The organism is Streptomyces sp. AgN23 (assembly GCF_001598115.1).
GTDB classification, from domain to species: domain Bacteria; phylum Actinomycetota; class Actinomycetes; order Streptomycetales; family Streptomycetaceae; genus Streptomyces; species Streptomyces antimycoticus.
The window spans coordinates 2,245,945-2,260,962 of record NZ_CP007153.1; the positions used below are offsets into that span (position 1 = coordinate 2,245,945).

Sequence of the window (15,018 nt, forward strand, 5' to 3'; positions counted from 1 at the left end):
CGTCCCCTCAGCGGTTTTCGGCCGTGATGTCCATGAGATATTTTCCGTAGTCCGTGTGCCGCAGTTGCTCGCCGAGCTCGTAACAGGCCGCGGCGTCGATGAACCCCACGCGGAAGGCGATCTCTTCGAGACAGGCGATCCGCACTCCTTGGCGCTGTTCGAGGAGCTGGACGTACTGTCCGGCCTGGAGCAGCGAATCGTGCGTTCCGGTGTCGAGCCAGGCGAAGCCGCGGCCCAGGCTGATCAGCCTGGCTTTCCCGCGTTCCAGATAGACCCGGTTGACGTCGGTGATCTCCAGTTCGCCGCGCTCGGAGGGCCGGATATTCTTGGCGATGTCCACGACGTCGTTGTCATAGAGATAGAGTCCGGTGATCGCCAGATTTGACGTGGGCTCCGTCGGCTTCTCCTCCAAGTGGATCAGCCGGCCCCGCTCGTCCATGGTTCCAACGCCATAGCGCTCCGGGTCCTTGACCGGGTAGCCGAAGAGCACGCAGCCGTCGATGCTGCCTGCCTCCCGGTGCAGAATCCTCGAAAAACCCGGACCATGGAAGATGTTGTCCCCGAGCACGAGGGCCACGGGCTCGCCCCCGATGAATTCCGCACCGATGACGAAGGCTTCGGCGATGCCGTTCGCCGCAGGCTGCTCGGCGTACTCGATCGACATCCCCAACCGACTGCCGTCGCCCAGGAGCGCACGGAACAAGTCCAGATGGCGCGGCGTCGATATGACGAGGACTTCCCTGATACCACCGAGCATGAGCACCGACAGCGGATAGTAGACCATCGGCTTGTTGTAGACGGGCAGGATCTGCTTCGACACCGCATGCGTCAAAGGATGCAGCCGGGTACCGCTCCCGCCCGCGAGGACTATCCCCTTCATGCCGTAACGCGTGCCGAGGGCGGCTCAGCCGCCCATCTTCTCGATCAGGCTCTTGGGGCGCATGTCCGTCCAGTTCTCCTCGATGTAGGCCAGGCACGCTTGGCGGGTGTCCTTGCTGTGGGCGACACGCCAGCCGCCGGGCACGTCCGCGAAGGCGGGCCACAGCGAATGCTGCCCCTCGTCGTTGACCAGCACCAAGAACTCGGCGTCGGGATCGTCGAAAGGATTCACGCCAGTCTCCGCCTCTCATGCCGTCCTGCGGTGGAAGGACCACCTGAACGCCGCCATCCTCACGTGTTCCCGACAGCTGCGGCGTCCGCGAGAGCCACAGTTACAGCTCCGGTCACACCCTGGATCAGTGCCAAGTAACCCTCCCTGTGGCACTCTTGCTGCGCAGCCACCGCCGCAGACCCACCCTTCGTACTCACACGCTGGGTAGCGGCCCGGTGCCGACCTCGTACACCACGCAGCCCGCGGATCGCCACGCGCGCTTGGCGGCCGTGTTTCCCGGAACGAGCAAAGGCGGAGTCGATGACCGCGACAGGTCTGATGTTGCCGTCCCGCGCCGCGCGGCCCCGTAGCGTGTCGAGGCTCGCCGCTTCCGCCGCCGCGGTCGACGGCGGGGTGATGAGCAACCCGGAGGTACTGGCTTGGCTCGACAGGCGTCGTCACGAACACGCGCAGCGAGTGGAACAGGTGCCGTTCGCCGCGTTGCGCGGGTGGGGCTTCGACGAACAGACGGGCGATCTGCGGCACGCGAGCGGACGGTTCTTCTCGGTGCACGGGCTGCAGGTGCGGTCGGACTTCGGTCCGGTGTCCGCATGGTCACAGCCGATCATCCGGCAGCCGGAGATCGGCCTTCTCGGCATCGCGCTGCGGGACTTCGACGGTGTGCCACATCTGCTGATGCAGGCGAAGTCCGAGCCAGGAAACGTCAACGGCCTGCAACTGTCACCGACGGTGCAGGCGACCAAGAGTAACTACCGCCGGGTGCACGGTGGTTCCGCCGTCCCCTATGTAAAGCTCTTCCGCCACTCGGCACCCGATTCCGTCGTAGCGGACGTTCTGCAGTCAGAACAGGGCTCGTGGTTCCTGCACAAGCGCAACCGCAACATGATCGTGGAGGTCGGCCCCGAGGCCAAGGCGGGTGAAGACTTCGCCTGGCTGACGCTGGGACAAGTCCACGCGCTACTGCGGCAGGACAATCTGATCAACATGGACGCGCGCACTGTCCTGTCCTGCCTTCCGGACTGGCGGCAGGAGGACACGCAGCGGGCGCTCCACGCGGATCGGGAGATCCGTAGCTGGATCACGCGGCGGCGGGCCGAGCAGGAGATCGAGGTGGTACCGATCGGCCTCGCGGAGACCGTGGGTTGGCACCGTACGGCGGACGAAGTGGCCCACGAGCAGACGCTGTACTTCAAGGTGGTGGCGGTCGACGTCTCCTCCCGCCGGCGTGAGGTGCCCTCCTGGTCCCAGCCGCTGCTTGAACCGCACGGCATGGGCATCGTGGCCCTGTTCATCCGCCGTGTCGACGGCGTACCGCACGCGCTGCTGCGGGCGAGGGCGGAGCCGGGCTTCCTCGACGTGGTCGAGCTCGGTCCCACGGTGCAGTGCGTGCCTGAGAACTACGCGCATCTGCCCACGGCCGACCAGCCGCCCTATCTCGCCGAGGCACTGGCCCGTGCCGGTGGCGCCGGCTACGACGTGGTCCTGTCGGAGGAAGGCGGCCGGTTCCGGAACGCCCAGAGCCGTTACCTGATCATCGAGGTGGAGAGCGACTTCCCCGCCGTATCGGACGATTTCCGTTGGGTGACACCATGTCAGTTGGACGAACTGCTGCGCTACGATCATCACGTGAACGTGCAGGCCAGGACCCTGGTGGCGGCGCTGCGGGCGTTGTGAGCCGGGCCGGAGTCCGGCCGTTGCGGCTGGGGGCGCTCGCCACGTCGTCGATCGCCCGCAGGCGCGTGCTGCCCACCGCGGTGAGCACGCCGGAGGTCGATCTCGTCGCGGTCGCCGGCAGGTCTGCGGACAAGGCGGGCCGTTTCGCCGAGCAGTTCGGCTGTGCGGCGGAGCTGGACTACGCGGCGCTACTGAAACGTCCGGACGTGGAGGCGGTGTACATCTCGACACCGACGGCGCTGCACCGAGAATGGGCGGACCGCGCGCTACGCGCCGGCAAGCACGTCCTGGTCGAAAAACCGATCGGGGTGAACGCCGACGAGGCACGCCAGTTGTACTCCCTCGCGCGGGAGCGGGGTCTGGTGCTGCGGGAGAACTACATGTTCCCGCACCATCCGCAGCACGCGTTCGCCGCGGACCTGGTGCGGCGCGGACGGATCGGCACTCCGAGCACGTTCCAGGCGTCCTTCTGCATTCCGCCGCTGTCCGCTGACGACATCCGGTACTCACCCGGCCTCGGGGGCGGAGCACTGCTCGACGTGGGCGTCTATCCGTTGCGTGCCGCGGCGCTGCTACTGGGGCCTGAGCTGCAGGTGGCGGGGGCAACGCTGCGCACCCGTGCTTCGGACGGGCTCGACCTGTCCGGGCAGGCGTTGCTGATCTCGCTTTCCGGAGTACTGGCCCAGGTGACGTTCGGCTTCGAGCACGTGTACGCGTCGTCGTACACCCTGTGGGGAGACCGGGGTCGACTGTCGCTGACGCGCGCGTTCACTCCGCCCGCGGCTCACCGGCCGGTGCTGGTACTGGAGGAACAGGACCACGAGGAACGGTTCACGCTGCCGGCATCGGACCAACTGCGTTCCTGCCTACAGGACTTCGTGGCCGCGGTACGCGGCCACGAAGTGGGCGACGGGAGCGCGGAGGCGGACAGGCGGCGAGACGCGATCGCCCTGATGGAATGCGTGGATGAGGTGCGCGGACATGCCGTGCGCGTCACGACCGACGACTGCCCATAAGGGGGCCCTGTCGGCTAAGGGAGCCCTGACGACGGGTTCCCCCTCCTGACCGTCGGGGGAGAGCCACCATGAACCCCTCGACGCCCACCGCTGATGACGCCAGGACTACGTTGACCCGGCTTGGCGAACCGCTGGCCGGACCGCCCGTCAGGCCGCTGAGATTCATGAGAGGCAGCAGCAGCGGGGTGGGACGTCGGCGGGCAGGCTGGGCACGGCCAGGGCCGAGAGCCAGGACCGGCTGTGCCGGCCTGCCGCGCGCGCAGCGCGAGACCGACCCTGACTACATCCTGGTGGATGGCACCCTTGCCCGCGTGCGTCAGGGTTGGCGACAGCAGGGCCTACTGCTTCCTCTCTGCGGCGCGCACCGGTCGAACGCGGGTGTGGCGGGTCTGAAGTCCTGGCACACCTCCCGCGGAGCCCGGTGCAGCCCGAATCGAATGTCGTCAATCACTGCGGCCGTCCCCACTCTGGTGGGGGCAATGCTGAAATAATTCTCAACCCGGCTCACCGTAACTGTGGTGATCACGGATGTTTTTCCACCACGACAACGAAAGGCTGGGACCGTATCCGTTACTTCTGAATACATCTACCAGGAGTGCTGCCATGCATGTCCGGGACGCTGTTCCGATGGAACATGATCCCGAACCGCTCCCGCAACCCGTAATTCGCACCATACTCCGGCCGATCACTGACCGTTTCATAAAACGGAATGCCGCTCACGTTTCGACCCATCGCAACGAATCAGCGCTGAGTGACGTCCTCAGCGCGACCAGGGGATGATGATGACAGAAACACCGCGCCGATACCTATCCCCAGAGCACAACAGCGTCCGCTGGGACGACTTTCCGCTGCGTGACGGCGATATCGTCATCAGCACCCCACCGAAGTCGGGTACGACGTGGGTACAGATGATGTGTGCGTTGCTCATCTTTCAAACGCCCGACCTCCCGCAGCCGCTGGAAGTCCTGTCACCGTGGTTGGACCAACCACCATGGTTGGACCAAATGCGCTCACAGGAGGAGGTCTACGCGCGTCTCTCCGAGCAGAAGCATCGCCGTGTCATCAAGACGCACACCCCGCTCGACGGCCTGCCGCTCGACCCGCGCGTCAGCTATATCGTGGTCGCCAGGCATCCTCTCGACCGGGCGTTGTCTGTCTACCATCAAACCGCCAACATCGACCTCGAGCGAGTCTACGCCGCCCAAGACGGCTCTGACCCGCAGTCTCGGCAGTCTCCCCCACCGCTCCCGTCGATGCGCGAGTGGCTGCAGTATTGGTGTCTGCCCCAGCCGACCGACGACCAGGGAATAGCGGTTCCCGAGAGCCTGCACCAGACGGTCCATCATCTCTATGACGCGTGGAACCGGCAGGCGCAGCCGAATGTGAGGCTCCTGCACTACAACGACTTGTGCGCCGACCTCGCCGGCCAGATGGCGGCGCTGGCCGAGTGGCTGGGCATTACGGTGAACAAGTCGGTCTGGCCCGATCTGGTGAAGGCCGCGACATTCGACGAGATGAAGAGTCGCGCGGAGCGACTGGCACCTGACACCGAAATACTCAAGGATCCGGCGAAATTTTTCCGCAGCGGGCGGTCGGGCGGCAGTCAGGATTTCCTGACCGAGGACGATCTCGACGCATACCGGAAGCGGGTTGGCGACCTCGCTCCGAAGCCGTTCTTGGATTGGCTGCATCGCGACCCACCCGTCATCAGTGATGGAGCCGACGCCGACGTGTGAAGGGCTTCTCTCGGACGCGGACATCAGCCGTCCAGGCCAGCCAGGGCAGCGGTGGTGCGATGGCCTCCCACTCGGCGTCCCTCCGATCCAAGGCGCACAGACACGGACGCGCGGGATGGTCGGCACCGTAGCCGAATCCGCAGGCCACCCCGTAACGCTTCAGAATGGCGTCACTGGGCCTGACCTCGGGGGGATGGCCTGCGCGCGGCAGAATCGATCCTCGTGCGGCCCCAGGTGAGCGGCGTCGTGCTCGCGCCCTCCGTCATACCGGCGAGCAGCAGGAGCATGCCCGCCGCCACCAGCAGCAGACCCAGCCCGATGGGCAGGCGCGGGGAGAGGCATCGTCGCCCTGGCCGCCATCCACGCGGCACGGCCGAAGATGATCCGGACGATGCAGCTGGACGACGTCGACCTGGGCAACCGGCGCATCACCGTCGGCGGCCACGTCCACCCGCTCGACGACCTCACCCACCGAGCAGTCCTGGACTTGCTCGACCACCGCCGCAGCCGCTGGCCGAACACGGCCAACCCCCACCTGCTGATCGCCCAGAAGACCGCCGTCGAACTCGGCCCGCGGCAAGCTCTGGACCACCCGAGCCACCCGCAACCTCACCGCCACCCTCGAACGGCTCCGCGTCGACCGACAGCTCGAAGAGGCCCTGACCCACGGCGCCGACCCACTCCACCTCGCGCTCGTCTTCGGCATCGACGAGAAGACCGCCATCCGCTACGCGGACTCCGCTCGGCAGCTTCTCCGGCCGAGATCGAAGCCGGGGTATCGCCGAGGTGAGCCCCAAAGGGGCCATTTCGGTCAGCCCCTGTCGGTCGACCAGGGACGGGACACCTTCGTGTCCGTTGTGGACAGCTTCCGGAGTCGTGGGGCGCCTCAGCGGGCCGTCGGAGCCGGCAGCGTGACCGCCTCGCGCAACTCGTCGGAGGCCTGGGCGATGAGCTGGGAGAGGGAGGCGTCCGGGGAGGTCAGCCAGCGGGACGTGGCGCGCCGGTGGATCGCCAGCACCACGTCGACGATGAAGCGTGCCTTGCCGGGCTCGACGCCGCGGCGCTCGAGCGCCAGCGCCAGCGCGTCGGCGATGTCGGCGAGTTTGATCAGATCGCGCTCAGCCAGTGCCGGATTGGCGGCGATCACTCTGACGCGGCGCAGCAGGAACTCGCGCGGGCGAAAGATCTCCTCGGCGGTTCTCAGCGCGGTCAGCAGCGCCTCGATCGGCGTGAGGCCCGGGTCGGTCGCCTCAACCTGGGCGACGAGGTGGGCCTCGAGTTCGTTACCGGCGAAGAGGACTTCCCGCTTGTCGGGGAAGTAACGGTAGAAGGAGCGCTCCTTCAGGCCGGCGGCGCCCGCGATCTGCGCGACCGAGGTGCGCTCGAACCCCTGTGCCTCGAACAGCTCGAGCGCCGCGCGCTCGAGCCGGCCTTGTGCGTCAGATTCCCATCTCGGCATACCCACCAGGGTACGACAACAGCATCTGTTGTCACGATGTTAACGTTGATGACAACAGATGCTGTCATAACTTGGGAGATCGTCATGAAGGCTCTTCAGTTCGACCGGTTCGGATCCCCGGACGTGATCGTGCTCCGCGACGTCCCGCAGCCGGAGCCGGGACCCGGTCAGATCCGGATCGCCGTGCGGGCGTGCGGCCTGACACCGGCCGACTGGCACGTCGTCGACGGTCTCCTCGCCGACCATCTGCCGCCGCTGCCGCGCGGGCTCGGCTTGGAGGTCGCGGGTACGGTCGACGCGCTCGGTGAGGGCGTCACCGGCGTCCGGATCGGCGACCTCGTGTTCGGCCCGGCCACCTTCGACGGTCCGACGGCCGGTGCTGCCGAGTACGCACTGATGCCGGCCTGGGCACGTATCCCCGAAGGCGTCACCGTCGAGCAGGCCGCCGCGTTGCCGATGGCGGCCGAGACGGCGTGGCGCGCGCTCGACGACCTCGGCGTCCAGCCCGGTGAGCTGCTGCTCGTCCACGGCGCGGGTACCACCGTGGGTGAGGCGGCGGTGCGCTTCGCGCTGCACCGGGGTATTCGGGTGATCGCCACCGCCGGGCAGACCCGGGCAGCAGCTCTGGATGAGATCGGCGCCCAGGTGGCCGCCTACGGCGAGGGCATGGCCGAACGTGTCAGGGCACTGTCCGGAGGCCACATCGATCGTGCCCTCGACGCGGCGCCGACCGGGGGCCGGATCGACCACGCCGACCAGCCAAGCCCGGCCGGCGGCTCGCTACCGACCCTGATCGAGCTGACCGGGGATCCCGACCGTGTCCTCACCGTCTCGGACTTCGCCGCCGCGGCCGAGCTGGGCGTCCGGACCACCACCGAGATCCGCTATGAGCAGATGGACGAGTTCGCCCGGCTCGCCGGCGAAGGCATCTTGGTCGTACCGGTCGCCCGCACCTACACGCTCGACCAGATCCAGGAAGCGGCCGAACTCAGCCAGTCCCGCCGACCCGGCGGCAAGCTCATGCTCGTCCTGTGATCGCCCTGCCGGCCTGACAAAGCGAGACCACCTCGACGAGGAGCGGGGTCAGGCCTCTTTTCCAGGCCGGCCTCGAAGCCGCTCCCGCGTGTTCGCCGCGAACCCACGGGTCAATCCCCGAGAATGGCGTCCCTGGACCCTCGGGTTCCCGCTGAAGAAGCTTCAGTTTCCGCGAACTCGCGGGGATCTCGGCCCAGTTCTCGTATTGCTACGGCGAACGGACATGTAGCGCCCCGTAGCCATCTGGCAACGGTCCCGATCTTCTGATGTTCTGGCTGGTGCCAGGTCGCCACGCTGTGGTGATCCAACTGGTTGGCGAGGGAGTACGGGTGCGGCAGGACTGGGAGCCGGAGGACCTGACCCGGAGCCCGGGTGAAGACGATGTTGTCCGAGGCGCTGAAGCGTCCCGGGCAACGTGTGTGAGCGGCAGCGGCGGGCTGACTGGCCCGGTCTCCTATCCGACCCACGGCGCAAAGTAGCTGCGGCGCCCCCGGATGGCCCCTCGCCGGACCGCTACGGCCGCTCGCTCCGGGGACCTCGTTGACGTCAGTGCCGAACTACGCGCCGCGACCGAGGCATCGGCTCCCAGACCCCGCACGAGGCATTCGCCACCACCCCGGGCGGGCACCTGACCCTGGGCGTCCTGCTCAGCGTCGCAGGCGCTACGCCGTGGCCTGCGGAGTCAGCGACTCGGGGTGGAACTGCTCGACGCGGTCGCGCTTGGTGTACATGTTCCAGTAGTGCTCTGCGAGGTCGTCAGGGTCGACGACCGGGAACTGCGGACCGTCGGCCGACTCGAAGGCGGCCTGGGCCGCGGCGGACACCTCGCTGCGGGCGATCAGGGACGCGATGGTCAGGGCGCCGACGTAGATACCCGTGTCAGCCAGCTCGGCGTTGAGGGAGTACAGGTAGTTACGGGTGGCGGACATGACCGGGCCCAGGCCGCTGAGGTGGGGCATCGGCTGCGCCGCTGAGTAGCCCTGAGCCAGCAGGAAGGCACCCTCGCCGCGCTCGCTCCACTCCGGCAGCACAGCTTGGACCACCTCGACCGGGGTGAACAGCAGCAGCGGGGTCAGGCCCTCCAGAGTGGCCGCGTCCAGCTTGGCGGCCGGGGTGAAGCCCTGGTCGCCGCTGATCGGCCCGTACGCGACCACGTCGATCCGGCCGAAACGGCCACGGATCGTCTCGATGAGAGCGGGCACCTCAGCGGGCCTGGAAAGATCGGCGGAGAAGGCGACCGCCTCGATGCCTTCGCCAACGAGCACCTCGACGAGGGCGTCCAGCCGGTCCTTGCGGCGGGCAACCAGGGCGACCCGGAAACCTTCGCGCCCGAAGCGGCGGGCCACGGACACACCCAGACCAGTACCGGCACCGAAAACGGCGATCACTTTGGGCATGGGACTACTCCTTGCCATAGCAGCGTTCTTGACCCACGGGTCAACTTTCCTGTCGAAGGTAGCATTCAACGTGACCCAGGGGTCAAGTTGATGTGCCAGGGAATGCGACCATGGAGGCCGCAATGCCAAAACCAGGAGGAACGACCCGATGCGGGCCGACGCGCAACGGAACGCGGAGAAACTGCGGGCAGCCGCCGCCGAGCTCTTCCAGGAGCGCGGCCTCAAGGTGCCCCTGAAAGAAATCGCCCGCCGGGCCGGTGTCAGTCACGGCACCCTCTACAACCTCTTCGGCACCCGCGAGGCGCTCATCGACGAAGTGGTGACCGGCCTGGCCGCGGACCGTCTCGCCGAAACCGCCGAGCGCGCCCTGTCCTTCGAGGAGGCCCGGGAGGGGTTCGCGTATTACGTCGAGAAGGTCTGTGAACTGCAGGCCACCGATCCCGCGGTCGCCGACGTCGTCAGCGGACGCTATCCGGCTGCCGAGTGCCTGATGGCCATCTGCGCCCAAGCGCAGGACGCCGCCACACGGATCATCGAGCGAGCCCAGGCGGCCGACGCCATCCGCCCGGACTTCACCAGCGAGGACCTCCTGCTCTTCTTCTGCACCAACGCCCTGCTCGCTCGCGCAGTCGCGGACACCGCGCCCGACGCCTGGCGCCGCCAAGTCGCCTTCCTGCTTGACGGACTGAGCACAGAAACCGCGCAAGGGCCGCTTGCTGTCGCCCCGCTGACCGCGCAGCAGATGTACGTCGTGATGGGCAGGCTCGCCGGCACGCCGTAACAGGTGCGGACGCCTCAGGGTGCGGAAGGAGTGAAATGTCGTTCGCCGGTGATGAGGAGGCGATCGGTGCATTCTGTGCGGGCTGTGCGTATCCATGGTTCGGCGAACGCGTTGGACCGCGGGCTCTGCGGCGGAGTCGGGATGACGGCTGTGCCGTTGCCCGCGAAGACGGCGTCGGACGCGGCGGTGAACTTGCCGTCCGGTCCCGGACGAGGAACCGGAAGCACCCAGCCCTCTCCTCGAGATCCATGAGCAGGTTGCGGGCGAGTTGGGCGACCCAAGCACCGGTCGGGTGGAATCAGCGCCATCTCATCAACGCGCTGAGCGAGTTCGAGACTCATGACAACAACCATCGCCCGCACCGCGCCCTCGGCCAGGGCCCACCTCTGGGATCACGGCCCACGCCGACCAACGATCCGGACCGGATCGTCCCACTGGACGTACGCCGACGCGACCGACTCCGCGGAACCATCCACGAGTACCGACATGCCACCTGACCAGCGTGGACATACTTTCCGGCACCCACAGTCTTCACATCTGGGCGCATCGCCGTCTGCAAGGGCCGCACGATTGGCACCAGCGCCTTCGTGCACTACGGCGTCGTCATCGACGGCCACGCCCGTATAGGCGCTGACTCGTTCCTCGTGAAGGGCGAACACGTACCAGCCCACGCCCAGTGGCGCGGCAATCCGGCAGTGAAAGTGACCGCCGATGCTGCCTGCCGGGGAAAAGCCGTAGCCGAGTGTGACCGGGGCGCTCAGGCAAGCCACCCGGCCGGATGACCGCATCGGACGGAGGGCGTGGCTGTCGGCAACGTTCCCGAGGCCGGCGTCGCGGTAATCAGGATGCGTTCAGGTATCCGGTGGCAGGTTCAGGTTTCATGACCTCCGAGACATCTGAAACCTCCGTGACCCCGGCGGCCGACGGACCTGCCTCTCGATCGCGCCACCGACTGCGCCGGAACAAGGTGCCCGAAGTCACCGTGTACTTCTGGGTCATCAAGGTGCTGTGCACGACGGTCGGTGAGACCGCGGCCGACCTGCTGAACGAGAAGGCCGGACTTGGCCTGACCGGGGTGTCGGCACTGATGAGCGCGCTGCTGGCCGTAGTGCTGGTGGTGCAGTTCCGGACCCACTCCTATCGCGCGGGCGTGTACTGGCCGGTCGTCGCTCTGATCAGCGTCGTCGGCACTCTGATCAGCGACAATCTCACCGACAACCTGGGCGTGCCGCTGGAGACGAGCACGACGGTGTTCGCGATCGTCCTGGCGGTCGTGTTCGTCCTCTGGTACCGGCGGGAGCGGACACTGTCCATCCACAGCGTCGACTCCACCAGCCGTGAATCCTTCTACTGGCTTGCGGTGCTGTTCACCTTCGCGCTGGGAACCGCGGCCGGCGACCTGGTCTCCGAGCGGATGAACCTCGGGTACTGGCTGTCCGCCGTGCTGTTCGCCCTGGCCATCGCCGCGGTCGCCGTCGCACACTTCAGCCTCGGCCTCGACGCGGTGTGGAGCTTTTGGATCGCCTACATCCTCACCCGCCCGCTCGGCGCCTCCGTCGGCGATTACCTTTCCCAGCCGACCGGTGACGGCGGGCTCGGCCTGGGCACGGTCGTGACCAGTGTTCTGTTCTTGGCGGTCATTCTCGGCCTGGTCGTGTACCTGTCGGTGACGCGCAAGGACGTCACCGAACCGGAACGAGCCGCCCGGCGGAGTGTCTGAGCCCCAGCGTGCGTTCAGGACGCGTTCAGGCTGCGGGACGCACAGTCATCACACCGCCGCCGTCCGCGGTCGGTCCATCTCGCAGGGCGCTCGGCCCCGTCGGTGCGGGCGCCGTACTCCGAACAGACTGGAGCAAGTGACATTGGGGAAGCCAAAAGTCCTCACCGACCTCGACGTCGCGAGCACGAGCACGTCGGTGATGAAGAAACTGCCCGAGGTCACCCTGGCCTTCTGGATCATGAAGATCGCCGCGACGACGCTGGGTGAGACGGCCGGAGACCTCTTCGCCCAGACTCTGAAGCTCGGCTACTTCCTCACCACGATCGCGCTGTTCCTGATCTTCGTGGTGACCCTCGTCGTCCAGCTCAGGTCCAGCCGCTACAACCCGTTCTTCTACTGGACCGTGATCCTTTCGACCAGCATGGCCGGCACCACCATGTCCGACTTCATGAACCGGGACGCCAGCGCCGAGTACCTCTCCGGCGGCGCCACGTCACTCGGCTGGGGCCCGCAGGGCCTCGGCCTGGGATACCCGGCCGGCGCAGCGATCCTGATCTCGATCCTGCTGGTGATCTTCCTGTCGTGGAAGGTGAGCGGGATGACGTTCCAGATCCGCGACATCGTCACCTTCCGGGGTGAGGCCCTGTTCTGGTCGGCCATCCTCGTCTCCAACACGCTCGGCACATCGATGGGAGACTTCCTGTCCGACAGCTCCGGCCTGGGCTACGCGGGTGGCGCGCTCCTGGTCATCGGGTTGCTGGCCGTCCTCGTCGCGCTGATGAAGGTCCCCGCGGTGCCGAACGTGCTGCTGTTCTGGATCGCCTTCGTCCTCACCCGGCCGCTCGGCGCCACCGCGGGCGACTTCCTCACCAAGCCGGTCGCCAAGGGTGGCCTCGACCTGGGCACGGCGGGCTCGTCGGCTGTCCTGCTGGCCGTCCTGATCGGGCTGATGGCCCACGCCCACGTGCGGGAGCACCGGGTCCCGGACCCGCGGAACGCGGAGCGGGAGCCGGTCACCCAGCGGGCAGAGTGACGGTGAACCGCGCCCCGGGCGCGTGCCCGGCGTCGTGGAACACCTCGCCGCCCGCGGAGCGGGCCAGACGGCGCGCAAGCGGCAGTCCGAGGCCCGCTCCGCGGTGACCGTCGTCGGGGTCGGCGCGCCGCCCAGGCTGGAAGAGCTCGCCGACGAACGCCTCCGGTACGCCCGGTCCGTCGTCGGTGATGTCGATGACCACGGCGCCGGGGATGCGTCGCACGGACACGGTGACGGTGGAGCGGGCGTAGCGGACGGCGTTGGCGAGCAGCGGGCTGACGATGCGTTCGAGAAAGGCGGGTGCCACTCCCGCCTCGAGTCGCCCGTCCTCGGCCCCCACCACGGTTTTCACCTGCGCCGGTGTGTCCAGGCACTGGGCCAAGCGGCCCAGAACAGGTACGACATCGGCCGTGCCGGGGGCCGTTGAGGTGTCGGCCGCGTTGTCGCGAGCGTCGCGCAGGAGTGTGTCGCAGATGGTTCGCATGGACTGGGCGGCCTCGTCGATCACCTCGTGAGTGGCTCGGGTCTCGGCGGCCGAGCGGGGCCGGGATCCCCACCAGTCGAGTTCGGCGATGATCCGGGTGAGCGGCGTGCGCAGCTCGTGGGACAGCTCCCCCGTCAGTTGCTGCTCATGACGGAGTACGGCACGTATGCGGTCCAGCAGCGCGTCCAGCGAGGTGCCCAGACGGGCCAGTTCGGCCGGGCCTCCCCCGGTGCTGAAGCGTTGGTCGGAGGCCACGGCACTCCGCTGGGTGGCCTGGTCGGTCATCGTCCGCACCGGGCGCAGGGCCCGGCCGACCGCGAGGCGTGTGAGCACGTAGGCGCAGGCCAGCATCACCGCGTCCAGGGTCAGCGATCCCCTGAGCAGGGTGTCGGCCGAACTCTGGTACGGGGCGAGGTCGAGGGCCGTGACGACGGTGGCTGTGGCATTGCCACCGGACACGGGCCGGGCGCACAGGCGGACGGACCGCTGGCCCCCGGCGTGGACGGTCGCGCAGTCGGGCGCACCCCGCGCGGCGAGCCGGCCAGCGGTCCGGGTGAGAGGGCTGCTCTCTGCGGTGGCGGGCGGCTTCTCCCGCAGGCGCTTCCCCGCGTAGATCCACACGTTCGTGTCCAGCAGCTGATCGTTGGCGGTCTCCAGAACGCGCACCCGTGGGCCGCTGGTGTCGACGGTCGCGGCGACGGCGGTCGCCCGGGCTCGCAGCTCGTCGTCCGCCTGGTGCCGCAGGTGCCGTTCCACCACGGTGTTGAACACGACGGTCAACGCCGTGATCAGCAGCGCGGCGGTGGTCAGCGCGACGAGCGAGAGCCGTCCGCGCAGGGTACGGGGAGCCAGAGCGCGAAGCACCGGTCGGTGCCGGACCGATCTCATGACAGGCGGTGCCCGATCCCCCGCGCGGTGGCGATGGTCAGGCCGCTGCTGGTCTCGCGCAGTTTGCGGCGCAGCCTGGTCAGATACTGGTCCAGGGTGTTGTCACTGACCTGTCCGCCTTCGGGCCAGCCCGCCCTGACCAGATCACGGCGGCGCACCAGGTCCCCGTCCGCGGCGACGAGCGTGGCCAGCAGCCGGAACTCCGTCGGGGACAGCACGACCCGGGTACCGTGCACCGTCGCACTGTGCCGGACCGCGTCCAGGACCAGAGCACCGGCCGAGGCGGTCGGCGGGGGCGCGGCCCGCTTGAGCACCGCCCGCAGCCGGGCGGCGAGCTCGGCGAGGTGGAACGGCTTCGGCAGGTAGTCGTCACCCCCGGCCGAGAAGCCGGACAGCCGGTCGGTGAGGTGGCGCCGTGCGGTCAGGAAGACGACCGGGGCGTGGAACCCGCCCGCGCGCATCGCCTGGCATACGTCCCGTCCGTCCGCGTCGGGCAGGCCAATGTCCAGGACGACCGCGGCGATGTCGGCGCTGACCAGGCGCAGGGCGGTGGCGCCATCGGTGGCCGGGACGGGATCGAAGTCCTCGTCGTACAGACCGCGACGGAGCACATCACGCAGGGCGTGATCATCCTCGACGATCAAAATCTTGCGGCGCATGCTCCTCCATCGGTCTTTCGGCCAT

14 protein-coding genes and 1 pseudogene are annotated in these 15,018 nt (G+C 68.0%); 7 read left to right on the forward strand and 8 right to left on the reverse strand.

The genetic code is table 11. From position 1 onward, the window contains the following. Nucleotides 1–7: 7 nt before the first annotated feature. The gene (rfbA, locus tag AS97_RS09675; RefSeq protein WP_125757220.1) at nt 8–880 is read right to left on the reverse strand and encodes a glucose-1-phosphate thymidylyltransferase RfbA; all 873 of its coding nucleotides are present in this window, start codon (nt 878–880) and stop codon (nt 8–10) included. A 24-nt stretch (nt 881–904) separates the two neighbouring features. Beyond that, entirely contained in the window at nt 905–1,111 is a 207-nt protein-coding gene (locus AS97_RS09680) for an MbtH family protein (RefSeq protein ID WP_059147506.1), read from the reverse strand. Between the two features lie 300 nt (nt 1,112–1,411). Between AS97_RS09680 and AS97_RS09685 the strand changes: the two genes are divergently transcribed. The 3 genes from AS97_RS09685 to AS97_RS09695 all read left to right on the forward strand — a co-directional run bounded on the left by AS97_RS09685 (nt 1,412) and on the right by AS97_RS09695 (nt 5,537). After that, on the forward strand, nt 1,412–2,785 hold the full coding sequence (locus AS97_RS09685; protein WP_210564710.1) for an NDP-hexose 2,3-dehydratase family protein: 1,374 nt from the start codon (nt 1,412–1,414) through the stop codon (nt 2,783–2,785). After that, nucleotides 2,782–3,801 (forward strand): Gfo/Idh/MocA family oxidoreductase, encoded by a 1,020-nt coding sequence (locus AS97_RS09690; RefSeq protein ID WP_236670094.1) that lies wholly within the window; start codon nt 2,782–2,784, stop codon nt 3,799–3,801. Before AS97_RS09685 ends, AS97_RS09690 begins: the two co-directional genes overlap by 4 nt. Before the next feature lie 776 nt (nt 3,802–4,577). Beyond that, a complete protein-coding gene (locus tag AS97_RS09695; protein WP_210564711.1) occupies nt 4,578–5,537 on the forward strand; it encodes a sulfotransferase domain-containing protein in 960 nt (319 codons plus the stop codon). 262 nt (nt 5,538–5,799) lie between these two features. Here AS97_RS09695 and AS97_RS09700 read toward each other — a convergent pair whose 3' ends face one another. Further along, entirely contained in the window at nt 5,800–6,129 is a 330-nt protein-coding gene (locus AS97_RS09700) for a hypothetical protein (RefSeq protein ID WP_161500492.1), read from the reverse strand. Between the two features lie 294 nt (nt 6,130–6,423). After that, a complete protein-coding gene (locus tag AS97_RS09705) occupies nt 6,424–6,996 on the reverse strand; it encodes a TetR/AcrR family transcriptional regulator (RefSeq protein WP_059147503.1) in 573 nt (190 codons plus the stop codon). Between the two features lie 84 nt (nt 6,997–7,080). Between AS97_RS09705 and AS97_RS09710 the strand changes: the two genes are divergently transcribed. Then, nucleotides 7,081–8,031, forward strand: coding sequence for an NADP-dependent oxidoreductase (locus AS97_RS09710; RefSeq protein ID WP_210564712.1), 951 nt, complete (start codon nt 7,081–7,083; stop codon nt 8,029–8,031). 662 nt (nt 8,032–8,693) lie between these two features. On the opposite strand, the gene AS97_RS09715 is transcribed toward AS97_RS09710, so the two are convergent. Next, complete coding sequence (locus tag AS97_RS09715; RefSeq protein WP_086710036.1) at nt 8,694–9,428, reverse strand: SDR family NAD(P)-dependent oxidoreductase; 735 nt, start codon at nt 9,426–9,428, stop codon at nt 8,694–8,696. 148 nt (nt 9,429–9,576) lie between these two features. Here AS97_RS09715 and AS97_RS09720 point away from each other — a divergent pair, with 148 nt between their 5' ends. Then, a complete protein-coding gene (locus AS97_RS09720) occupies nt 9,577–10,209 on the forward strand; it encodes a TetR/AcrR family transcriptional regulator (protein WP_210564713.1) in 633 nt (210 codons plus the stop codon). Nucleotides 10,210–10,223: 14 nt separating this feature from the next. Here AS97_RS09720 and AS97_RS48925 read toward each other — a convergent pair. Beyond that, a pseudogene (locus AS97_RS48925) lies at nt 10,224–10,544 on the reverse strand (integrase); the annotation flags it as partial. A gap of 545 nt (nt 10,545–11,089) precedes the next feature. On the opposite strand from AS97_RS48925, the gene AS97_RS09725 reads away from it, so the two are divergent. Both AS97_RS09725 and AS97_RS09730 read left to right on the forward strand, forming a co-directional pair. After that, a complete protein-coding gene (locus AS97_RS09725; RefSeq protein WP_210564714.1) occupies nt 11,090–11,929 on the forward strand; it encodes a hypothetical protein in 840 nt (279 codons plus the stop codon). A gap of 136 nt (nt 11,930–12,065) precedes the next feature. Further along, on the forward strand, nt 12,066–12,962 hold the full coding sequence (locus AS97_RS09730; protein ID WP_236670095.1) for a hypothetical protein: 897 nt from the start codon (nt 12,066–12,068) through the stop codon (nt 12,960–12,962). Here the strand turns inward: AS97_RS09730 and AS97_RS09735 are convergent. Both AS97_RS09735 and AS97_RS09740 read right to left on the reverse strand, forming a co-directional pair. Further along, the gene (locus AS97_RS09735) at nt 12,943–14,334 is read right to left on the reverse strand and encodes an ATP-binding protein (RefSeq protein WP_125757208.1); all 1,392 of its coding nucleotides are present in this window, start codon (nt 14,332–14,334) and stop codon (nt 12,943–12,945) included. The genes AS97_RS09730 and AS97_RS09735 overlap by 20 nt on opposite strands. Continuing rightward, a complete protein-coding gene (locus AS97_RS09740) occupies nt 14,331–14,993 on the reverse strand; it encodes a response regulator transcription factor (protein WP_086710041.1) in 663 nt (220 codons plus the stop codon). The genes AS97_RS09735 and AS97_RS09740 overlap by 4 nt, the downstream gene beginning before the upstream one ends. Nucleotides 14,994–15,018 lie beyond the last annotated feature (25 nt).